At 67.3% G+C, this 21763-nt stretch carries 23 protein-coding genes; 18 read left to right on the top strand and 5 right to left on the bottom strand.

Translation table 11 applies throughout. From position 1 onward, the window contains the following. Positions 1 to 156 precede the first annotated feature (156 nt). From ACP7AU_RS13095 to ACP7AU_RS13050, 10 genes are all read left to right on the top strand, one after another. Complete coding sequence (locus ACP7AU_RS13095) at positions 157 to 540, top strand: M15 family metallopeptidase (protein ID WP_426051674.1); 384 nt, start codon at positions 157 to 159, stop codon at positions 538 to 540. Beyond that, positions 537 to 1022: a hypothetical protein gene (locus ACP7AU_RS13090; RefSeq protein WP_426051673.1), complete on the top strand. Its 486-nt coding sequence runs from the start codon at positions 537 to 539 to the stop codon at positions 1020 to 1022. The genes ACP7AU_RS13095 and ACP7AU_RS13090 overlap by 4 nt, the downstream gene beginning before the upstream one ends. Positions 1023 to 1427: 405 nt before the next feature. Continuing rightward, the gene (locus ACP7AU_RS13085) at positions 1428 to 2261 is read left to right on the top strand and encodes a flagellin (protein ID WP_426039044.1); all 834 of its coding nucleotides are present in this window, start codon (positions 1428 to 1430) and stop codon (positions 2259 to 2261) included. Between the two features lie 75 nt (positions 2262 to 2336). Continuing rightward, a complete protein-coding gene (locus ACP7AU_RS13080; protein ID WP_426039045.1) occupies positions 2337 to 2627 on the top strand; it encodes a flagellar protein FlaG in 291 nt (96 codons plus the stop codon). A 138-nt stretch (positions 2628 to 2765) separates the two neighbouring features. After that, positions 2766 to 3596, top strand: a complete 831-nt coding sequence (locus ACP7AU_RS13075; RefSeq protein ID WP_426039046.1) for a flagellin — start codon at positions 2766 to 2768, stop codon at positions 3594 to 3596. A 244-nt stretch (positions 3597 to 3840) separates the two neighbouring features. Then, a complete protein-coding gene (locus ACP7AU_RS13070; protein WP_426051672.1) occupies positions 3841 to 6657 on the top strand; it encodes a transcriptional regulator in 2817 nt (938 codons plus the stop codon). Between the two features lie 91 nt (positions 6658 to 6748). Then, complete coding sequence (locus tag ACP7AU_RS13065) at positions 6749 to 7453, top strand: hypothetical protein (RefSeq protein WP_426051671.1); 705 nt, start codon at positions 6749 to 6751, stop codon at positions 7451 to 7453. Then, entirely contained in the window at positions 7453 to 7887 is a 435-nt protein-coding gene (locus ACP7AU_RS13060) for a hypothetical protein (RefSeq protein WP_426039049.1), read from the top strand. Before ACP7AU_RS13065 ends, ACP7AU_RS13060 begins: the two co-directional genes overlap by 1 nt. A 108-nt stretch (positions 7888 to 7995) precedes the next feature. Continuing rightward, a complete protein-coding gene (ssb, locus tag ACP7AU_RS13055) occupies positions 7996 to 8496 on the top strand; it encodes a single-stranded DNA-binding protein (RefSeq protein ID WP_303697072.1) in 501 nt (166 codons plus the stop codon). 81 nt (positions 8497 to 8577) lie between these two features. Next, on the top strand, positions 8578 to 9486 hold the full coding sequence (locus ACP7AU_RS13050) for a DMT family transporter (protein ID WP_426051670.1): 909 nt from the start codon (positions 8578 to 8580) through the stop codon (positions 9484 to 9486). Positions 9487 to 9616: 130 nt separating this feature from the next. On the opposite strand, the gene ACP7AU_RS13045 is transcribed toward ACP7AU_RS13050, so the two are convergent. Next, on the bottom strand, positions 9617 to 10186 hold the full coding sequence (locus tag ACP7AU_RS13045; RefSeq protein ID WP_426051669.1) for a superoxide dismutase family protein: 570 nt from the start codon (positions 10184 to 10186) through the stop codon (positions 9617 to 9619). Positions 10187 to 10319: 133 nt separating this feature from the next. On the opposite strand from ACP7AU_RS13045, the gene gyrA reads away from it, so the two are divergent. From gyrA to ACP7AU_RS13020, 5 genes are all read left to right on the top strand, one after another. Next, positions 10320 to 13085 carry a DNA gyrase subunit A gene (gyrA, locus tag ACP7AU_RS13040; RefSeq protein WP_426051668.1) on the top strand — a complete coding sequence of 922 codons (2766 nt, stop codon included), beginning with the start codon at positions 10320 to 10322 and terminating at the stop codon, positions 13083 to 13085. 168 nt (positions 13086 to 13253) lie between these two features. Next, positions 13254 to 14048: an aminotransferase class IV gene (locus ACP7AU_RS13035; protein ID WP_426051667.1), complete on the top strand. Its 795-nt coding sequence runs from the start codon at positions 13254 to 13256 to the stop codon at positions 14046 to 14048. Between the two features lie 51 nt (positions 14049 to 14099). Continuing rightward, positions 14100 to 14582, top strand: coding sequence for a pantetheine-phosphate adenylyltransferase (gene coaD / locus ACP7AU_RS13030; RefSeq protein ID WP_426051666.1), 483 nt, complete (start codon positions 14100 to 14102; stop codon positions 14580 to 14582). Between the two features lie 19 nt (positions 14583 to 14601). Continuing rightward, positions 14602 to 15483, top strand: coding sequence for a peptidylprolyl isomerase (locus ACP7AU_RS13025; RefSeq protein ID WP_426051665.1), 882 nt, complete (start codon positions 14602 to 14604; stop codon positions 15481 to 15483). Beyond that, the gene (locus tag ACP7AU_RS13020) at positions 15480 to 16379 is read left to right on the top strand and encodes a peptidylprolyl isomerase (protein WP_426039057.1); all 900 of its coding nucleotides are present in this window, start codon (positions 15480 to 15482) and stop codon (positions 16377 to 16379) included. The genes ACP7AU_RS13025 and ACP7AU_RS13020 overlap by 4 nt, the downstream gene beginning before the upstream one ends. Here ACP7AU_RS13020 and ACP7AU_RS13015 read toward each other — a convergent pair. Next, positions 16346 to 17464 (bottom strand): Ppx/GppA phosphatase family protein, encoded by a 1119-nt coding sequence (locus ACP7AU_RS13015; RefSeq protein WP_426051664.1) that lies wholly within the window; start codon positions 17462 to 17464, stop codon positions 16346 to 16348. The two genes, ACP7AU_RS13020 and ACP7AU_RS13015, sit on opposite strands and share 34 nt — an antisense overlap. A gap of 148 nt (positions 17465 to 17612) precedes the next feature. Between ACP7AU_RS13015 and hspQ the strand changes: the two genes are divergently transcribed. The 3 genes from hspQ to ACP7AU_RS13000 all read left to right on the top strand — a co-directional run bounded on the left by hspQ (position 17613) and on the right by ACP7AU_RS13000 (position 19198). Continuing rightward, complete coding sequence (hspQ, locus tag ACP7AU_RS13010) at positions 17613 to 17927, top strand: heat shock protein HspQ (RefSeq protein WP_426039059.1); 315 nt, start codon at positions 17613 to 17615, stop codon at positions 17925 to 17927. Between the two features lie 66 nt (positions 17928 to 17993). Then, positions 17994 to 18869 (top strand): phenylalanine 4-monooxygenase, encoded by an 876-nt coding sequence (phhA, locus tag ACP7AU_RS13005; protein WP_426051663.1) that lies wholly within the window; start codon positions 17994 to 17996, stop codon positions 18867 to 18869. Beyond that, positions 18866 to 19198 carry a hypothetical protein gene (locus ACP7AU_RS13000; RefSeq protein ID WP_426051662.1) on the top strand — a complete coding sequence of 111 codons (333 nt, stop codon included), beginning with the start codon at positions 18866 to 18868 and terminating at the stop codon, positions 19196 to 19198. The genes phhA and ACP7AU_RS13000 overlap by 4 nt, the downstream gene beginning before the upstream one ends. Positions 19199 to 19301: 103 nt before the next feature. Here ACP7AU_RS13000 and ACP7AU_RS12995 read toward each other — a convergent pair whose 3' ends face one another. The 3 genes from ACP7AU_RS12995 to ACP7AU_RS12985 are packed head-to-tail and all read right to left on the bottom strand — an operon-like array spanning position 19302 to position 21762. Then, positions 19302 to 20591 (bottom strand): MFS transporter, encoded by a 1290-nt coding sequence (locus ACP7AU_RS12995; RefSeq protein WP_426051661.1) that lies wholly within the window; start codon positions 20589 to 20591, stop codon positions 19302 to 19304. Next, positions 20588 to 21199 carry a DUF998 domain-containing protein gene (locus tag ACP7AU_RS12990; RefSeq protein WP_426051660.1) on the bottom strand — a complete coding sequence of 204 codons (612 nt, stop codon included), beginning with the start codon at positions 21197 to 21199 and terminating at the stop codon, positions 20588 to 20590. Before ACP7AU_RS12990 ends, ACP7AU_RS12995 begins: the two co-directional genes overlap by 4 nt. Positions 21200 to 21201: 2 nt before the next feature. Continuing rightward, the gene (locus tag ACP7AU_RS12985; protein WP_426039064.1) at positions 21202 to 21762 is read right to left on the bottom strand and encodes a GNAT family N-acetyltransferase; all 561 of its coding nucleotides are present in this window, start codon (positions 21760 to 21762) and stop codon (positions 21202 to 21204) included. Position 21763 lies beyond the last annotated feature (1 nt).

Below are 21763 nucleotides of genomic sequence, written 5' to 3'. Positions count from 1 at the left end.
CGACCGGACCGAACCCCACGCCCTCCCGGCGGTGGCCTCGGGCCTCATGTCGCTGCTGGCCCTGACCCTGATCCTCTATCTGGTCGCGCCGACGGCCCAGCAACTGGTCGCCCTGCTGGTCAATCTGCGCCTGCGCCTGCGTCTCGGAGCCCCGAAATGAGCTTCCGTCTGTCTGAACGCTCGCGCACGCGGATGAGGGGCGTCCATCCCGCCCTCGTCGGCGTCATCGAGGCGGCGATCCTGATCACGCCGGTCGACTTTATGGTCACCGAAGGTCTGAGGACACCGGCCCTGCAGGCGTGTCTGGTCCGCGCCGGAGCCAGCCGCACCCTGAATTCGCGGCACATCACCGGCCACGCGGTCGATGTCGCCGCCATGGTCGAGGGTGCGATCCGCTGGGACTGGCCCCTCTATCCGCGCATCGCCGAGGCCATCAAGACGGCGGCGAAGATCAAGGGTGTGGTCCTGGTCTGGGGCGGCGACTGGCCGCGCCTGCGCGACGGCCCGCATTTCGAGCTCGACCGGCGGGTGTTCCAATGATCGGCCTGTCGCCGGTCCTGCGGAGCCTGGCGCCGATAAGCTGGCTGGCCCTCGGCGTCTTCGTCCTCGCCGTCGCTGCCGTCGTCTTCGGCGGCCTCGGCTTCCGCTGGGATCCGTTCGACCTCGACCGACGACGGCTCAGCCGCGCCGAGGCCTCGCTCACCGCCGCCACGCAGCAGGCTGCCGCCCGAACCGCCGAGGCCGAGGGCCAGGCCGGTCAGGTCGCCCGGCTCGACGCCGCCGTCCAGTCCGCCGTGACGCTGGAACGCGCCACCGCCCGATCCATCCAGACCGCGAGAACCGCCGATGACTCTTTTCTTCCGTTGCCTGCCGATCGCGCTGATCGCCTGCGCCACCATGACCGCGAGCTGTGCCGGATCGCGCCCGACCTCGTCGGTTGCCCCGCCGCGCCTCTCCCTGCCGGCGATGGCGAGCCGGCCCTGCGCGTTGCATCGTCTTCCCGCCGCCCCGACCCTGGGTGACCTGGAGGCAGGCTATATGACCCGGGGCCGCCAGATCGCGGACTGCGACGCCGCGCGGCGAATCGCGGTCGATACCTTGCTGGCCGAGCGACGGGCGGGACAGGCGGCGAAGGAGCCCTGACGTCGTCCGTTTCGTCCGTTTCGTCAGGGTGTTTTCGCGTCGTCCGGACGAAACGCCCGGCAAAACCTGCCGGGCGCCCGGCATTTCCTGCCGTCCGGCCGGCAAACCGGCAAAACCTGCCGGGCGAGAAGCGTGGTTAAGGCAAAGTACCGTAGTTATTTCAACGCGCTGGCGGTTTGTCGAAATTGCGACGGTTGGCGCGCCGATTGCTTCTGGGACTGCTGAGCAAAATGCTCTCGACGGTCAAAATGACGGTCGAACACCTTGAAACAAGGACTTTCGTCATGGCGCTGAACAGCGTGAACACGAACTCGGGCGCCCTCACCGCCCTTCAGAACCTGCAATCTACGAACAGGGAGCTGGATACCGTCCAGAGCCGGATCAACACCGGCAAGAAGGTCAACTCGGCCAAGGACAACGGCGCCGTCTGGGCCATCGCCCAGGGCCAGCGCTCGGAAATCAACGCCCTCACCGCCGTCAAGACCAGCTTGGATCGCGGCTCATCCGCCGTGGATGTCGCTGTGGCGGCTGGCGAATCGGTTTCCGACCTGCTGATCCAGTTGAAAGAAAAGGCCCTGTCCGCGACTGACAAGTCGCTGTCCACGGCCTCGCGCAAGGCCTTGAACGAAGACTTCAAGTCCATCCGCGACCAGATCACCACGGTGGTCTCGAACGCCAAGTTCAACGGCGTGAACCTGCTGGACAACTCGACCGGCACCAATGGCTTCAAGGCCCTCTCGAACACGGCCGGCTCCACCATCAAGGTGGCGGGTGAAAACCTGTCGCTGGGCGGCGCCAACGTGACCGTCGCGGCTACGACGACCATCGGCACCTCCACCCTGGCGACCACCGCTCTGACGGCCGTCAACGCTTCGATCGACAACGTGTCGGCCTCCCTGGCTCGCCTGGGCACCGGCGCTAAGGCGCTCGATACGCACAACACGTTCGTTGCCAAGCTCTCCGACGCTCTGGAATCCGGGGTTGGCAATCTGGTCGATGCGGATCTGGCCAAGGAAAGCGCGCGACTGCAGTCGCTGCAAACCAAGCAACAGCTGGGTGTGCAGGCTCTGTCGATCGCCAACTCCTCGACCTCGATCCTGCTCGGCCTGTTCCGATAAGCCAATGGAAGGGCGGGACTTCGGTCCCGCCCGACCGTTCCCCAAGGGACGCCGGAAGACCCGGCGTGAGGAGCCATGGACACCAATGCAAAGAGGATAGGCGCCGCCGCTTTGCCCGTCATCGCAGCCACCGGGGCCGCGACCACGAGCAACGACTTCGACCAGGACCGCGCCGAACAGAAGGCCGAAGAGGCCGCCCGGTATCGTCTGATCATCGAGGAAGGGCCCACCCACGGAACCTTCATCTACAAGACCCTGGACAGCACCACCGGTGAGGTCATCCGCCAGTTCCCGCGAGAGCAGGTTTTGCGAATGGCCGAAAGCGGAGGCTACACCGCCGGGGGCCTGATCGACACCAGCGCCTGATTTTTCAGACGCCGGCCCAACCCTCCAGACCGCGCGGGATCGCCCGCCGCGGTTAATCGTGGTGGTTTACAGGCGTTAACCATACGGTGACTGTTACTGACCTAGCCTCCCGGCGAACAACCCGGGGCTAGAAGACCTATGACGAACAGCGTTCACACCAATGCCGCCGCCGCCGTCGCGCTGCAGAACCTGTCCCGCACCAACGACAACCTGACCGGGGTCCAGAATCGCGTCTCCACCGGGCTGAAAATCCAGGGAGCCAAGGACAACGCTGCAATCTGGGCCATCGCCCAGGGCCAGCGCGCCGACCTCGGCGCCCTGTCCGCCGTGAAGCAGAGCCTGGACCGCGCCACCTCCATCGCCGACGTCGCCATGTCGGCGGGCGAATCGATCTCCGACCTGCTGAACCAGCTGAAAGAGAAGGTCGTCGCGGCCAAGGACGCCTCGCTCAAGACCCAGTCCCGCGAACTGCTGAACGCCGACTTCCAGGCTTTGCTCCGCGCCATCAAGTCGGCCGTGGAGAACGCTGAGTTCGACGGTGGCAACGTCCTGAACGGCTCCCTGACCAACGGACTGAAGTTCCTCGCCAACGCCGACGCGTCCTCGTTCGTGACCCTGTCGGGCAAGAACCTGACCCTCAGCGGATCCATTCTGACGCTTGGTCTGGCTGACAGCCTGTTGACAATCACCGGCGCGACCACGGCTCTCAGCAAGCTGGACACTTCGATAAGCAAGCTGAACTCTGCGCTTGGCGACCTGGGAGCCCAGGCCAAACAGATCTCGGCGCACAACACCTTCGTCTCGAAGCTCGCCGACACGATCGAATCGGGCATCGGTAATCTTGTGGACGCAGACCTAGCCAAGGAAAGCGCGCGCTTGCAGGCGTTGCAGGTGCAGCAGCAACTCGGAGCTCAGGCCCTGTCGATCGCCAACCAGGCGCCGCAGATCATTCTGTCCCTGTTCCAGTAAGGATCAGAATCGGCCAGGGCCCGGGGTGTGCCCGATCACCACAGGACCAGGGCGGCGGCGCGGCGGATGCGAGCGGTCTCCGAACCCGTACAGGGCCAGCAGATTCTGGATTAGCGACTTCGGGAAGATCATGATCTCACTCCTGTCCGACGAGATCAGAACACGATTCGCATTCCATCGTTCCCTGGTCGGACGTTAATCTCGCATTGAGCCCGCTCGCGTACTGTCCTCCGCGGAGGATCGAGTGGCGATCAACAACAGCTATCTGATGGTTCTGTTCGGCGGTTCGTATGACCCCGCGTCCTCGGCTGCGCTGACCAATCTTGTCACGAAGAAAGCCCAGCCGACCGCGCCGTGGAGCACCTCGGCCCAGGCGACCGCGCCCAAGCCGGACGCCCTGGTTCGCGCCGCGCTCGGCGGCCGCGCCTTCGTCAACGAGGACGCCGCCCAGCTCGACGTGAAGGGCGCCTCGGCCGACTACAGGAAGCTGTTCGCCCTCTATCAGGGGCTGGAGTCGCTCAACGCCCTGGCCAATCGCGCCTCGGTCAAGGGCCTGAGCACCACCGACCTGGCCCTGACCCAGAAACGATTCGCCTCGGGCCTCGCCGAAATCGGCTCCTACCTCGGCAAGGCCGAATTCGACGCGCTCCGCATGGTGCAGGGTACGTCGTCCTCGACCTCCAAGACGACCGCCGGCGTCCCTCGTGACAGCTCCAACTCGATCACCGGCCCGATCCACGAAGGCGCGCTGGACACGCCGGTGAAGGCTTTCGAGGGCGACACCAGGTTCAACATCACCATCAAGGTGCCGGTCGGGCTTTCGACCCAGACCACGGCCGTGCCGATCGATCTGTCCGATATGGGTTCGACGCCCCGGACGATGGACTCTGTCACGAGCTTCATCAATGGCAAGCTGGAGGCCGCCGGCTTCCAGACCCGCATCGGCCGCGACCAGATCAAGGCGGAGCCCAAGGTCATCCAGGTCGCCGGAAAGCCCGTGACCCTGCCGGCGGGCCCCGACAGGTGGGCGCTCGCGATCCGCGGGACCTCGACCGAGACCGTCGGCTTCACCGCCTCCGAGACATCGGACGCCGTCTATGTCGTCCAGTCCGCCGGCGCCCCGGCCACGACCGTGACCACAACGGTCAACGGCGTAACTACCACCAAGACGACCGTCCCAGCCACCACCATCAACCAGATCCTGAAGTTCCAGAGCGACGGCGGCACGGCGGCCCAGCCCGCCGGCGGCAACGTCGGCGAGACCCAATGGGTCGATGGCCGCATATCCCAGGAGAAGATGCCCGAGGGCGTCACCGCCGTCCGCGCCAGCGCGGTCGGGCCGGACGGCTCGCTTTGGATCGTCGGCGACGTCACCTCCGGCGGGACGAGCCAGCCGATCAAGGGCGTTCAGGACGTCGCCCTGATGAAGTACGATTCGGCTGGACGGCTGGTCGCGACCCGCACCCTGGGGGCCGCCTCGACCGCCAGCGGCTATGCCATCGCCATCGACGACAACGGCGATGTCGCTGTCGCGGGCTCCGTCACGGGCTCGCTGAACACTTCCAGCACGGACGCGGGCAAGACCGGAGATGTCGCCGACGTCGCCGACAGCTTCGTCACCGTGTTCAACAAGGACGGCGAGGAGCAGTGGACCCAGCGTCGCGGCGCCCGCGCGGCCGATGAGGCGACCAGCGTCTCTTTCGGCGGCGACGGCCTGGTCTATATCGGCGGGCGGTCGAAATCGGCCATTCCCGGATCCGTCTCGGTTGGCGGCTGGGATGGCTATGTCCAGGCCTTCAAGGCGGGCGAGCCCTATCCGACAGCGGGCATCGTCTCCAAGGCGATCGGCCAGAGCCAGTTCGGCACCGGCGGCGACGACAGCGTCGATGCGATGACCATCGACGGCTCCAACCTCTACACCGCTGGCGTCGAGGACGGCCACGCGGTCGTGCGCCGCTTCACCCTGGACGCTGCGGGCGTGCCGACCCTGGCCTCGACGCGCGACCTCGGCGCCATTTCGGGCGAGATCGCCGGCATCGCCGTCGCCAACGGGAAGGTCATCCTGACCGGGACCAGCCGCGACAGCGGTCTCGCTGCCGGGACCACGACCACGGCCCATTCGGGCGGCAAGGACGTCTTCGTCGCCGCCATCTCGACCGACCTGACGGCCGCAGGGACCGATCGGCTAAGCTGGTACGGCGACGCGGGCGACGACACGGCCGCCGACGTGAAGGTCCATGACGGGAAGGTCTGGATCACGGGCATCGCCGACCGCGATCCCGCCGCAAAGGACACGGACCCGACCAAGGCCTATCTGACCCGGCTCGACCCCTTGACCGGCGCGGTCGAATACACCCGCACCTGGTCCGGAGACGGCGACCAGGCCAAGCCGATGACCCTCGCTGTCGCGTCCGGCGGGGCCAGCGTACTGGACCGTCTGGGCCTGCCGCAGGGCGAGATCGACCAGAGCGATTCCAAAAAACTGACCGACGCCACCTCCCTGCGGGTCGGCGACCGCTTCTATATCACGCCCGCCAACGGCGGCCGGGCCCAGGCTGTGACCATCGACGCCAAGGATACCCTGGCGACTCTGGCCCGCAAGATCAGCGTGGCGTCCGGCGGCAAGCTGAAGGTCACTGTCGCCTCCGAAGGCGGCGCGGTCACCGGCAAGGACGGCGAGACCACGACCACCACCGGCGGCGTCCAGCGCCTGTCAATCATGGCCAAGGACGGCAAGACCGGCGCGATCCTGACCGCAGGCGAGACGGGCAGGGACGCCCTGATGGGGCTCGGCCTGTCGGCGGGCTATGTCGGGCTGGCCGCGGCCGACACCAGTGTGAAGACGTTCGGCCTGGACCTGCCCGGCAACCTGACCCTGAACAACGCGGCTGCGATCACTGCGGCCGGCGAAAAGCTTCAGGGCGCGCTCAAGGTCATCCGCGACGCCTATCGCGGACTGGCGCCCCAGGACGCGACCGCTTCGGCGTCCGGCCCCGTCCCGGCCTATCTGACCAATCAGCTCGCCAACTATCGGGCTGCGCTCGCCCGGCTGACCGGATAAGCGGGCGCCGTTTTCGCTTCGCAGTTGACGCCCCGGGGCGGGGCGGGGTTATTGAGGCCTTCAAGGCCCGACGCCCAGCGAGCTCCGCTTCATGCAACTGCCCAACGACAATCGCGTCATCATCGCCATCGGTGTGGGCCTCGCCGTCCTGGCGGCCGTGGTGCTGGCCCTGGTGTTCGGCGGAAGCCGTGAACCGGCCGCGCCGAAAGCGCCGGAAACCGAAGGCCCCGGCGGGCTGACGGTCAATGTCGGCGATGCGCCTTCCCTGGAGCCGACACGAGCGTTGCGCTGCTTCGTCGATGGCCAGTTCATCGGAATGGCGACCCTTTCCGACTGCGCCCGACGCAACGGCTTGGCCACGGACGCCCTGGATGTGGGTCTCGACGAGACGGGCGCCCTCGCCGCCGCCCCGACGGCGTCCTTCGCCCCGCCGCCAGCCCTGCCCAACGCGACGGCGACAGCCGGCAGCGGCGTCGTCGATCCCTACGACACGACCCTTCCCGAAAAGCCGCAGCCCCAGCTGCAGCCCCAGCCGCGCGTGGAGCGCGCGTCCGGAGCACCCTGCCTGCGCTTCACCGGCTCGGACTGGCGTGAGCTGGGCCAGATGAGCCTGAACCAGTGCGTCCAGGCCCTGTACGCAGGAACCTGCGTCCGCCCTGGCGACGCCCAGTACGGCCGCCACGGCAATCTGACCCTGCGTCTGGTGCCCCGGCGCGTCGAGCAGTCCAATGACAACACGCGCTTCCGCATCCTGGCCGACCAGGATCGCAGCTGCCAGTTCCCGAGCCTGAACTGATGATCCGCCCCACCCTGATCGCATCGCTCCTGGCGATCCCGGTCCTTGCGGGCTGCGCCCAGGCGGTGAAGGCCCCGACCGATACCGGCGTCTGCTATGCGGTCGAGCAGTCTGAGGGCGAGCCGGTCTTCAACGTCGTCGCGCGTGACCAGGTCCAGATCGAGATGTGCGCCGCCCGGCTGGAGGAAATGCGTCTGCGTTTCCGCGGCCTGGGCAGCACGCGCGAGGAGGTCACCGGCGCCTATCAGGGCCAGTTCATCTTCGTCGACCGTCGGGGGGTCTCGTTCGCGCGGACGCTGGAGGGGGCGCGGTTCTTCGCCCTGGCGCGGACCGGCGACGGCCGCCTGGCGGTGCCGGGCGCCATCGAGCGGGGCGTCACCGAACTGGGCGTCGTGGTCGAGGAACGCGCACCGCCCTCGTTCCCGGGACAGTAGAACAAACTCGGAACACGTGTTAACGGTTTCGCGGGCGCGCCTCGCGGGACCAGGATTTTCAGCCCGGTCGCACAGTCGCGCCGGAGCGATCAGAGAAAGAATTTCATCATGGCGGGAAGCGTCAACAAGGTCATCCTCATCGGCAATCTGGGTCGCGATCCGGAAATCCGCTCCATGCCTAACGGCGACCGCATCGCCAACTTCTCCCTGGCCACCTCCGAGACCTGGCGTGACAAGTCATCGGGCGAGCGCAAGGAAAAGACCGAATGGCACCGTGTTTCGGTCTTCAACGACAACATCGTCAAGGTCGTTGAAAACTATGTGAAAAAGGGCTCGACCGTCTATGTCGAAGGCTCGCTCCAAACGCGCAAGTGGACCGACAAGGACGGCGTCGAGAAATACACCACCGAAATCATCATCGGCCGCTTCAACGGCCAGCTGACCATGCTGGGCGGCCGTGACGGCGGCGGGGCTTCGCAAGGCGGCGGTCAGGGTTCGGGCGGTCGCTCGAACGATGACGACTATTCCTCGGGCTTCTCCACCGGCGGCGCCAACAAGCCCTCCGGCCCGAAGGAAAGCTACGACCTCAACGACGACATCCCGTTCTAAACAGACCGGTCCATCGCAATCGAAACGTCGGCTCATGCATTGTGAGCCGACGTTTTTGTTCGGGCATGCGATAGGCCGTCCGTGCCCGTAACTCCCGACAAGCCCCACAGTCCGCTGTCCCTGATGGAGATCGGCGCAATCGCTGCCATCGTGGTGATCTGGGGGGCCAACAATGCCGCCGCCAAGGTGGCGACCGAGGTGCTGCCACCGCTGCTGACCGGAGCCATTCGCTTCTCCATCGCCGCCCTGTGTCTGATCCCCTTCGTGCGTCCGCCCTTTCCCAACTGGAAGAGCCTGGTCCTGATCGTCATCCTCGGCGGACCCCTGCACTATGGGCTGCTCTATCTGGGCTTCTCCCTGGCCGAAGACGTCAGCCCCGTCGCGGTCGCGTCCCAGCTCTGGATCCCCTTCACGGCCCTGTTCGCCTTCCTGCTGCTGGGCGAGCGGCTGTCGATCGCCGCTCTGATCGGCATGGTCGTATCGCTCATCGGCGTCGCCTGGATGTCGGCCGATCCCCATGCCCTGCATGACTGGCCTGCCATCCTGGTGATCATCGCTGCAGCGGCCTTCTGGGGGATTACGACCGTGATCGCGCGCCGGACCACCTCGATCCCGCCGCTGAAGATGCAGGGGCTGCTCGCCTTGGTCGCCCTGCCGACCCTCGCGTTCGGCTCAGCCATGTTCGAGACCGGTCAGGTCGAGGCTGTCCGGGCCGCGACCCCGCTGATCTGGGTCTGCATGCTGTGGGCCGGGGTCATCTCGTCGGTCTTTGCCACCAGTATGGTGTTCTGGCTGGTTCAGAAACGCGAAGCCGGACGGGTGACGCCCTATTTCCTCGCCACCCCCGTGGTCTCGATCGCCATCGGCTGGGGCCTGCTGGGCGATGTGCTGACGCCGCAGATTCTCACCGGCGCCGCCCTGACCATGGCCGGCGTGGCTGTCGTCGCCCTCGCGGAGCGGGGCCTGCGAGCAGGCGCGGCGAAGGCCTAGAGCAGGATCGGCTCAGGAGGAATCGCTTCGCGATTCCGCTGATGCCGTGAATCCTGCTCCAGATGTAAGCGAGAGCTTGGTTCAAGCTTCGACAGAAGCAAGAAGCGCTTCCGTCTCAAACGATCAGGCTCTAGCCCGCCGCCATCACGCCACAGGCCACTCGGTCGCCGGCTCCGCCGATCGGCTGGCTGACGTGGTCATCGACATTGGCGTGGATGATGATGGCCGAACCGTCCGCGTCCCACAGCCACTGACCCGGGCCTTCATCGGCGATCCGGGCGCGACTGGTGAACAGCTCCGCCGAGACCGAGCCATCGGGTGCGGCGAAGATGTTGGGCAGATCCCCGTCATCGGGTCCTTCTGCGTTCAACAGGCCGTGCGGCGCCTTGGGCTCGTCGTGGTTCACATGGGCTCCGGCCGAGGTGAAGGGCGCGGCGCATTCGCCGACGGCATGGATATGCACCCCGTGCCAGCCCGGCGTCAGGCCGGTCGCCTCGATCCGGATCAGCAGGCCCGTCGCGCCCTGGGTCAGCACGGCCCGGCCGATTCGCGCGCCGGAGGCGTTGACGAGGGTCGCCTCGCCGAAGTCGCCCGGCGTCGCCCGCATCATCGTGTGATCGCCGTAGTCGTTGGCGGTGACGCTGACGCAGGCTCCCAGCGGGGCGGCGAGGAGGGCGAGGGCGAGGGCTGCGGAGCGCATGGATTTGGTCCTTTCACGGATAGGCAGGGCGCCTGTGAAAAAGCCTGCGAAATTTTGCCTCGCGGGCCCACGGGTGCTAGAAATCATCATAGCGGATCACGTTCCGATTCCGGCCATCTAAAGCCTAAAATCCTTGACCGACGACAGCTACGAAAACGCCGCACCGCCAGCCGGTTCGGGCGGCTCGGACATTTCCATCATCTCGATCGAGGACGAGCTGAAACGCTCCTACCTCGACTACGCCATGAGCGTGATCGTCAGCCGCGCGCTGCCGGACGCCCGTGACGGCCTGAAGCCGGTTCACCGTCGTATCCTCTACTCGATGCATGACCTGAACATGACGCCCGAGCGCAGCTATTCGAAATGCGCCCGCGTCGTCGGCGACGTGCTCGGCCGGTTCCACCCGCACGGCGACGCCTCGGTCTATATGGCCCTGGTGCGCATGGCCCAGCCTTTCTCGATGGGGCTGATGCTGATCGACGGCCAGGGCAATTTCGGTTCGGTCGACGGCGATATGCCCGCATCGATGCGATACACCGAGGCCCGTATGGCCCCGGCCGCCAGTGCGCTTCTGGCCGACATCGACAAGGACACCGTCGATTTCCAGCCGAACTACGACGAGAAGGAGCTGGAGCCCGTCGTCCTGCCTGCGCGGATCCCGAACCTGCTGGTCAACGGTGCGGGCGGCATCGCCGTCGGCATGGCGACCAACATCCCGCCGCATAATCTGGGCGAGATCGTCGATGCGGCCGTGGCCCTGCTGGACGACCCCGACATCTCCGACGACGCCCTGCTGGCCATCGTGCCGGGCCCCGACTTCCCCACCGGTGGCGAGATCCTTGGCCGGACCGCGCCCCGCAACGCCCTGCGTGAAGGTCGCGGCTCGGTCATCGTGCGCGGCGTCGCCTCGGTGGAGACCATCCGCAAGGACCGCGAGGCCATCGTGGTCACCGAACTCCCGTTCCAGGTCAACAAACAGACCCTGATCGAACGCATCGCCGAAATGGTCCGCGAGAAGCGCCTCGAAGGCATCTCCGACGTCCGCGACGAATCGGACCGCCAGGGCATGCGGATTGTCATTGAGCTGAAGCGCGACGCTTCGGGCGACGTGATCCTGAACCAACTGTGGCGCTATACGGCCATGCAGTCGTCGTTCGGCGTCAATATGCTGGCCCTGAACCACGGCCGCCCGGAGCAGATGGGCCTGCGCAAGATGCTCGAGGTCTTCCTCGACTTCCGCGAAGAGGTCGTGGTCCGCCGCGTCAAGTTCGAGCTGGCCAAGGCCCGGGACCGGGGCCACGTCCTGGTCGGTCTGGCCGTCGCCGTCGCCAACATCGACGAGGTCATCCACATCATCCGTTCCTCGGCCGATCCCGCCGAAGCGCGTGAGCGGCTGCAGGCCAAGGCCTGGCCTGTCGGTGACATGATCGCCCTCGTCGAGCTGATCGCCGATCCACGCTCCGTCCTGATCGACGGCGGCAGCCTGAAGCTGACTGACGAACAGGCCCGCGCCATCCTGGGCCTGACGCTCAGCCGCCTGACCGGCCTCGGCCGCGACGACATCTTCGCCGAGGCGCGCGGCCTGGCCGACACCATCCAGGGCCACCTGACGATCCTGTCTGACCGCAAGAACATCATCGCCATCATCCGCGAGGATCTTCTGAAAGTGCGCGATGAGTTCGCCGTGCCCCGTCGCACAACCATCGGCGAAGGCGACTTCGAACTGGAAGACGAGGACCTGATCCCGCGCGAGGACATGGTCGTCACCGTCACCCACGGCGGCTACGTCAAGCGCGTCGCCCTGAACGCCTATCGGACCCAGCATCGCGGCGGCAAGGGCAAGTCCGGCATGACGATGAAGGACGAGGACGCCATCACCGGCGTCTTCTCGGCCTCCACCCACACACCGGTCCTGTTCTTCGCCACCAACGGCAAGGCCTACAAGCTGAAGGTCTGGCGCCTGCCGCTGGGCGCCCCGACCTCGCGCGGCAAGGCCTTCGTCAACCTGCTGCCGATCGAGCCGGGCGATTCGATCATGAACGTCCTGCCGTTGCCCGAGGACGAGACGACCTGGGGCGACTACGACATGATGTTCGCCACCCGCTCGGGCGACGTGCGCCGCAACAAGCTGTCGGACTTCGCCACGGTCAACCGCGCCGGCAAGATCGCGATGAAGCTGGAAGACGGCGACCACATGGTCGGCGTTGCCCTCTGTACTGCCGAGGACGACGTGCTGCTGACCACCGCACTGGGCCGCGCCATCCGCTTCAAGGCCGACGACGTTCGTGTCTTCAAGGGCCGCGATTCGACCGGCGTGCGCGGGGTCCGCCTCCAGGGCGACGACGCCGTCATCTCCATGGCCGTCCTCGGGCGTGTCGATGCGACGCCGGACGAGCGGACGGCCTACGTGAAGCACGCCAACGCCATGCGTCGCGCTACCGACGGCGAGGACGACACCGCCGTGGTCGAGGCGGATGACGAGGCCGAGGGCTCGGGAGACGCGGCCCTGTCGGTCGAACGCATCGCCGAACTGGGCGCGGCCGAACAATTCATCCTCACGGTCACCGAGACGGGCTTCGGCAAGCGCTCCTCGGCCTATGAGTACCGCCGCACCGGTCGGGGCGGGCGGGGTCTGACGGCCCACGGTCTGGGCGGTCGCGCCGGCGCCCGACTCGCCGCCGCCTTCCCGGTCGAGGACACCGACGACCTGCTGCTGGTCACCTCCAACGGCCAGATGATCCGCACCCGCGTGGGTCAGGTCCGCATCGTCGGCCGCTCCAGCCAGGGCGTGACCATCTTCCGCACGGCGGAAGGCGAGAAGGTCGTGTCCGTCGAACGTCTGGCCGACAGCGGCGGCGACGAACCCGAGGTCGACACCGATGAGGGCGGCGAAGGTTGATCCCTCTCCCGTTGGGAGAGGGCTTGAGCGCACGGCGGCGAAGCCGTCGTCCTTGCGCGAAAGGGTGAGGGCCGCGCCTCCCTGGTACGAACCCGACCCTCACCCTTGCGGCTTACGCATCGCTCCGCTCTGCGAGCCTCAAGCCCTCTCCCACCGGGAGAGGGTTCGATGACCGACTTCCTCATCGACGGCCTTCCCCCGACCGAGGCCGACCTCCGCTACCTCGCCATCGTGAACTACGGCGCCTACACATCCTTCCGCATCGAGGACGCCGGCGTGCGCGGCCTTGAGCTGCACCTCGCCCGCCTCGACGCCTCCGCGATCGAACTCTTCGGTGAACCGGTCGGCGAGGACCGCCTCCGCGACCTCATGGGTCTGGCCCTTGGCGATCGCCGCGACGCCTGGCTGCGGGTCAGCCTGTTCTCGCCTTACATCCGGGCCCGCCTGCCGTCCGACCGGGTCCTGCCCAAGGTGATGACCGTCATCGCACCGCCCCCGCCACCGCTGGCCGATAGCGTCCTCGTCCAGCCCCAAACCTATGTCCGCGACACGGCCCATCTGAAGCACACGGCGACCTTCCCCCTGATCCATGCCCGGCGGGTGGCGCGCGAGGCGGGCTTCGACGACGCCCTGTTCACCGACGCAGACGGCCTGATCTCCGAAGGCAGTCTGTGGAACATCGGCTTCCTGACCGGCGACACGGTGGTCTGGCCCCAGGCGCCCATGCTCGAAGGCATCGCCCAGGCCCTGATTTCCCGCGGCCTCGCCGCTGTCGGCCTGACCGAGCGACACGCGCCCGTCCACCTCATCGACCTCGCCGCCTTCGACGCCGCCTTCCTGTGCAACAGCGCCACCCCCGCCTGTCCGATCACGGCCATCGGCGACCATGTCTTCGGCGCCGCGCCGGAGCGGATCGACAGGCTCGCACGCGCCTGGTCGTCGAACACGCCTCAGCCGATCTAGGCCGGGCCCGCTCCGCCTGCTAATCACACCAGCCGGCGGGGAGAAAACAGCATGCGGATCGGGCTTTACCCGGGGACCTTCGACCCCGTCACCAACGGCCACATGGACATCATCGGCCGGGCTGTGAAGCTGGTCGACAAACTGGTCATCGGCGTCGCCGAGAACGACGACAAGGGGCCGTTGTTCACGACCGCCGAACGCGTCGAGATGGTCCGCGCCGAGATCGCCCGCCTCGGGGCCGAGATCGAAGTCCTGCCGTTCTCGACCCTGCTGATGCATTTCGCCGAGAAGCTGGACGCCAACGTCATCGTGCGCGGCCTGCGCGCCGTCGCCGACTTCGAGTACGAGTTCCAGATGACGGCCATGAATCAGCGCCTCAATGACGACATCGAGACCGTGTTCCTGATGGCCGATCCTCGCCACCAAGCCATCGCCTCCCGACTGGTTAAGGAAATCGCCCGGCTGGACGGAAACATCGACAGCTTCGTCAGCCCCGCCGTCGCCGCCGCCGTGCGCGACCGCGTCAAACGCTAGAATCGCTCAGGATAACGCCTTGAAGATCACGCCTTTCGTCCTCGCCGCCGCCCTGTCGGTCCTCGCACCCGCCGCAGCCACGTCTCAGACCGCACCCGCGACTGCCGCCCCGGTCCCTGCGGCAAGCGACTGGCGCACCATCGCGCCTGAGAATCTGCTCGTCATCGATACCTCGAAGGGTCGAATCCTGGTCGAGCTGGAGCCGCGCGCCACGCCGCGGCACGCCGAGCGCATGCGCACCCTGGCGGACCAGGGCTTCTACGACGGCCTGAAGTTCCACCGCGTCATCACCGGTTTCATGGCCCAGACGGGTGACCCGCTGGGAACCGGAGCCGGCGGCTCGGAATTGCCCGACATCGCCGCAGAGTTCACCTTCCGCCGTGGCCGCGACGCCCGGTTCGCCCCGATCGAGGGCGGCGCTCCGACCGGCATCGTCGGCCTGGTCGGCTCCTTGCCGGTGGTGACCCAGCCTGACGCCCAGATGATGGTGACGGCGGACTTCAAGGTCGACGCGGGCGGCCTGTTCTGCACCGGCGCCGCCGGCATGGCCCGCTCCGGCGCGCCCGACAGCGCCAACAGCCAGTTCTATCTGATGATGGCGACCAACCCGGTCCTGAACGGAAACTACACCGCATTCGGGCGCATCGTGTCGGGGCTTGAGGTCGTCAGCGCTCTGAAGGCCGGTCCGGAGAGCGCCGACGGCGCCGTGACCGACAATCCGGACACGATGACCCATGTGCGGACCGCCGCCGCCCTGCCCGAAGGCGAGCGTCCGGTCGTGCGCGTGCTCGACGCCCGGTCGGCGGCCTTCCAGGCGCATGTGGCCGAGGTTCGCGCCGCGCGTGGTTCACAGTTCACGGTCTGCGACGTGCAGCCTGTGGCGGAGGTTTCAGGGGAATGACGATGCGGTTGGCGGCTCTGGCGATCGGTCTTGTTCTGGCGGGCGCGCCCGTCGCCCGGGCGCAGGAGGCTGTGACGCCCCCGCCTCCGGCTCCGGCCGCCCCCGGGGCCGCCGACTGGCGCACCGTCCCGGCCGACAACCTGATGATCATCGACACCAACCGGGGCCGGATCCTGGTCGAACTCGCGCCTGAGGCCGCGCCCCTGCATGTCGAGCGGATGCGGCTCCTGACCCGCCGCGCCTTCTTCGATGGCATCACCTTCCATCGCGTCATCGACGGCTTCATGGCCCAGACGGGCGACCCGCTGGGCAATGGCGAGGGCCAGAGTCCCTACCCGGACATCAAGGCCGAGTTCACCTTCCGCCGGGGTCCGGAGGCGCCGTTCACCCCGGTCGCCTCACCGGCCGGCGCCATGCTGGGCTTCCTGCACAGCCTGCCGATCCAGACACAGCCGACCTCCCTGATGGCCACGACCGCCGACGGCAAGGTCCATGCCTGGGGCGCCTATTGCCCGGGTGTCGCGGGCATGGCGCGCGATGATGCCATCGACAGCGCCAACAGCCAGTTCTTCCTGATGCGCCAGCCCTATCCGGCGCTGGACAAGCGTTACACGGTCTGGGGGACGGTGGTGTCGGGCCTCGACGTGGTTCGGGCCATCAAGGTCGGCGACGGCGACAACGGCGCGGTCACCGCCGATCCCGACCGGATGATCCGCGTGCGCATCGCCTCGGACCTGCCCGAGGCGGACCGGCCGGTGGTTCAGGTGCTGGACACGGCCTCGGCCGCCTTCCGGACTTTGGCCGACGGGGTGCGGACGGCGCGAGGCGCGGACTTCTCGATCTGCGACATTGTCCTGCCGGTTCAGGTCTCGGGCGCGGCCGCTCCAGCGGTCTGACCGCCTCGCCCCCGGCCGCGACGTCGGCGCTGGGGTTTGCGGGCCTCGCGCATCTGCTGCAGCAGCATGCCCTCGCGCAGCCCCCGGTCCGCGACCCTGACCCGCTCGCTGGGCCAGGCGCGCTGCACCGCATCCAGGATCGCGGCCCCTGCCAGCACCAGATCGGCGCGGTCCGGCCCGATGCAGGCCTCGGCCGCCCGACCCTTCGGCCCCAGGGCCTTCAGTTTCTCTGCCGCGGCATCGCACTCGGCCCGCGTCATCCACAGCCCGTCGACCCGGTCCCGCTGATAACGCCGCAGGTTCAGATGAACCCCCGCCAGGCTGGTGATCGCCCCCGATGTCCCGACCAAATGCCCCTGACCGGTGGCGAACAGCCTGCGGAACTCGGCGTCGTCGAACGATCCGGCGGACAGCGCCGCGCTCATGTCTCCGACCATGGCCTCGTACCAGGCCGCACCCGCTCCGGCCGGTTCCGGGTGCCGCTCGGCGAGGGTCACGACCCCCAGCGGCGCCGACATCCAGGCCACGGTCTTCATCTCCGCGCCTGACTTCCTCAGCCAGGAGAGTTCCGTCGAGCCCCCGCCGACATCGATCACCAGCACCGCCTCGGCCTTGGGATCGAACAGATTGATGCACCCCTCGACCGACAGGCGGGCCTCTTCGACGGGATCGATGATGCGGAGTTTCAGCCCGGTGCCGCGACGGACGCGATCAATGAACTCCTGGCCGTTCTCGGCCTGCCGACAGGCCTGGGTGGCGACAGCGTTGAGCCGGGCGGAGTCCACGCCGCGTCGAACAACCCGCTCGGCGCACAGGGCCAGGGCGTCATAGGCACGGTCCATCGCCGCCTCGTCGAGCCGGCCGGTGCGCGACAGACCTTCGCCCAGCCTCACGATACGGCTGAAACTGTCGACCACGCGGAAGCCCGCCCGCGCCGGACGCGCGATCAGCAGGCGACAATTGTTGGTCCCCAGATCGAGGGCGCCGAACACGGGACCGTCGCGACCCGACGAATCTCGCATGGACGCCCCTTGGACCCGGGACCGCTCGTCGCGCCTTCGCGGCGCGCCGTTGGGTTCCGGCATGGGCCGAACTTTCATGTAGGCGCAGCCGAACCGGGCGCCCGTCCCGGTGAACCTAGCCGCGCCGAACGGTCCGCGCCAAGCCTATCTGACAGCAAGATGAACAGGACGACCGGCATCCCGCTCAGGCTCGGGGTCGTATCCGTGCAGGATGACCCAGTCCCTCACCGCCAAATTCGGCCTCGGCCAGATCGTGCGTCACCGCGAGGAATCGTTTCGCGGCGTGGTCGTCGACGTTGACGCTGTCTATGCGGGACCGGCCGGCGAACCCGGCCCGGACCAGCGCGATCAGCCCTTCTATCGCATTCTGGCCATGGGTATGGATTCCGGCTTCCTGGTCTATGCCGCCGAGAACGTGCTTGAGCATGATCCCGACGTGACGCCCCTGTCTGCCGCGGATCAGGCCCACTGGTTCACGATGGACGACAGCGGTCGCATCGCCCCGCGGGCTCAGCCGATTCATTGATCGGGCGGATCCGGCCGTTGGCTCTTGGTCGCCGGAGTTCTAGACTGCCGGTTCAAGGAGCGCGTGATGGCTGATTTCGAACATGTCTTTCAAACTCCGCCCGAAGGCGCGGCGGCGGACTGGACGATCTCCCAGAACTGGCGCGCCTATACCCAGGTCGAGCATGACACCTGGGACACCCTGTATGCCCGCCAGATGAAGATCCTGCCGGGCCGCGCCTCGGAGGTCTTCCTGAAGGGGCTGACAGCGCTGGACCTGAACACCGGCGGCATTCCCGACTTCGCCCTCATGAATCCAAAGTTGAAGGCTCTGACCGGCTGGACGGTCGTCTGCGTGCCCGGCCTGGTGCCCGACGAGGTCTTCTTCGACCACCTGGCCAACCGCCGCTTCCCGTCGGGCCAGTTCATCCGCAAACCCGACCAGTTGGACTATCTCCAGGAGCCGGACATCTTCCACGACGTATTTGGCCACGTCCCGATGCTGACCGACCCGGATTTCGCCGACTACATGCAGGCCTACGGCAAGGGCGGCCAGCGGGCCCAGTCGCTGGGTATGCTCAAGAACTTCGCCCGCCTCTACTGGTACACGGTCGAGTTCGGCCTGATGGACGAGGGGCAGGGCCTGCGCATCTACGGCGCCGGCATCGTCTCGTCGGCCTCCGAAAGCGTCTTCGCGCTCGAGGATCCGTCGCCGAACCGCATCGCCTTCGATCTGGAGCGGATTATGCGGACCGACTACCGCATCGACGATTTCCAGCAGGTCTATTTCGTCATCCCCTCGATCGAGGCCCTGAACGACGCGACGCTGGAGGATTTCGGCCCCATCTATGATCGTCTGAAGGGCGCGTCCGAGATCGGCATCGAGGCGATCCAGCCCTATGATCGGGTGATCACCCGTGGCACCCAAGCCTATGCCCACAAGGGCGGGAGATTCGCGGCATGATGCGCACGACGACCATCCTTCTCATCGCCGGTCTCGCCGTCGCGGCCACTGCCTGCACCGAATCCAGACGCGCCCGCAACGCCGCGACCTGGAGCGACCAGGCCGCCGACATCACCTGCTGGACCTATGGGACAGAGACCCTCTCCGGCCGATCGACCGGCAAGGTCGAGTATAACGACGGCGGCCGCATCGCCTTCGTCGACGCCGCCAACGGGCGCTACACCACCATCGATGGCGAGTGCCGCGTGGTCTATCTGGCCGAGGGCGAGGAGGCGACCCCTCCGCCTGCCGCTGCTGCGTCCGCTGTCGTGGCGCCTCCAGCCGCCTGACACGCCGTCTTGGTGCGCGGGCCTCCAGGTCCGCTCTTCAACGCCGGCAAAGAGCGGACCTGGAGGCCCGCGCTCCGTCGCCCGTGGCCCCAGCGGGGAGGGCTCAGACCTCCACGATCAAACTCTTCGCCTTCGTGTCGCGCATCAGGACATAGGTGATCAGAGACACGCCGATCATCCCGGTGACGTACCAGAAATACAGGCTCTCGCGGCCGTCCAGCTTGAACCACAGGGCGACGTACTCGGCCGTGCCGCCGAACACGGTATTGGCGAGGGCGTAGGGCAGGGCGACGCCCAGCGCGCGGATGTGGGCGGGGAACAGCTCGGCCTTCACCACGGCATTGATGGCGGTATAGCCAGACACGATCACTAGCGCCGACAGGGACAGGGCGAAGGCGGTGAGGGCGTTGGTCGTGACCGCCAGGGCGCTCATGATCGGCACGGTGCAGAACACCCCCAGTATGCCGAAGGTGATCATGACGGGCTTCCTGCCAATCCGGTCTGACAGGGCCCCGACGGCGGGCTGCAGCAGCATGAACAGGAACAGTGCCGCAGCGCTGATCTCGGTCGCCTGGGCCTTGGAGAAGCCTGAGGTGTTGGTCAGGAATTTCTGCAGATAGGTGGTGTAGGTATAGAAGGCGAGGGTCCCCCCGGCGGTCAGGCCGATGACGATCAGCGCCTCCTTCGGATGGCGCAGCACCAGCTCCAGCGCGCTGGATTTGGGCGCGGCGCGGGTCACCGGATCCTCGAAGGCGCGGGTCTCGTCCAGGCCCCGACGCAGCCAGAAGACCACGACCGCCAGCCCCGCCCCGACGAAGAAGGGGATGCGCCAGGCCCAGTCCGACAGGGCCGCTTCGCCCAGGGTCCGCTGCAGCAGGATCAGCAGCATCAGGGCCAGCAGCTGGCCGGAGATCAGGGTCACATACTGGAAGCTGGACCAGAAGCCGCGATGCTTCGCCGTGGCCATCTCGGACAGATAGGTGGCGCTGGAGCCGTATTCGCCGCCGACGCTGAGGCCCTGCATCATGCGGGCGAACAGCAGCAGGGCAGGGGCGGCCAGACCGATGGTGGCATAGCCGGGGGTGCAGGCGATCAGCAGCGAGCCCGCGCACATCAGGCTGACCGACAGGGTCAGGCCGGCCTTGCGTCCCTTGCGATCGGCATAGACGCCCATGACCCAGGCCCCCACGGGGCGCATCAGGAAGCCGACGGCGAAGATGGCGGCGGTGCTTAGCAACTGGGCGGTCGGCTCGCCCTTCGGGAAGAAGACCGGGGCGAAATAGACGGTGAAGGCCGCGTAGGCGAACCAGTCGAACCATTCGACCAGATTGCCGGCCGAGCCGCCCACGATGTTTCTCAGGCGGCGGGCGGACGTCATATGAACCTGCATCATGCGACTGTTTCCATGGGCCGACGGACGGCCAGGGCGACGCCGACCGTCCAGGCGGCAAGCGCGATCTCGAGAACCCGCTGGGCTCCGCCGAAGAATTCGAATCCGGGGTGGATCAGCCAGATGGCGCCGGCGGCGGGCGCCCCGCAGACGATGGCGAGATGGAACAGGTCGCGCCCTCGGGGCCAGGACTTCGCCGCCAGCCCGACCAGGCCCAGTCCAGCCAGACCGCACAGATAGCCGATGCCTCCCAGCACCTCATGCAGGACGGCGGCCGGGCTCGGGCTCGCCAGCGAGCATTGGAAATCGCAGGGAAAAACTCCGCCGAACATCAGGCCGAGACCGTTCAGCGCGCTCAGGCCGAAGCCGATCATAGCCAGCGGGCTACGTGGAAAAAGCGGAATGCACATCAGCCAGAAGGCGGCCAGAAGGGCGCCTGAGGCGATGAAGGCATAGCTGACGCCTGGCCCCGTACTCGCGCCGGTCGCGCCCAGTTCGCTGATGTACTGGCGCAGATGGTCGTAGCCCGGATAGGCGAACCCGGCCGAGATCGCGGCCACCGCGAGGATGACCAGGCTCAGGATTGCGCAGGCGAAGGCGAATTGGCGCAAGATCATTTTCCCTCGAAGTCGGCGGCGCCATCCTTCAGGGATTTGCCCATCCTGACCAGCGGCACGGGCGCCCCGCCGCGATCATCCTCGAACCGCTCGATCTCGCGATAGCCTGCGGACAGATACAGCGGCTCCCCGCCCATCGTCGCCACCAGCTCGACCCGGTCGTAGCCCTCGGCCCGCGCCGCCGCCTCGCACAGGTCCAGGATCATCCGTCCGATGCCCCGGCGCAGGAAGTCGGGGTGGGTGTACATGGCCCGGACCCGGGCCGCGTCGACGCCGGTCGTCAGCGGCGCGGGAACCCGCCCCGGCGTATGGTCTCCGCCATAGGTGGTGATCCTTCGGCTCCAGCCGCCGCAGCCGGCCGGCACGCCGTCGACCTCGACGATGAAATAGGTCCGGTCCGCGATGATCTGGCTGTCCAGCCCCATCAGCACCCGGCTGGCCGCGATCTGATCGGCCGTCAGGAAGGCGGCCAGCGGTCCCGAGATGGCGAGGTCCATCAGGCCGACCAGGGCCGGGATATCGGCCTCGGTGGCGATCCGGTGGCTCGACTCCGACATC

It is taken from the genome of Brevundimonas sp. SL161 (assembly GCF_049896985.1).
Lineage (GTDB): Bacteria > Pseudomonadota > Alphaproteobacteria > Caulobacterales > Caulobacteraceae > Brevundimonas.
The sequence above is the reverse complement of the archived record's forward strand: the minus strand, read 5'-3'. Positions and strand labels throughout refer to the sequence as shown.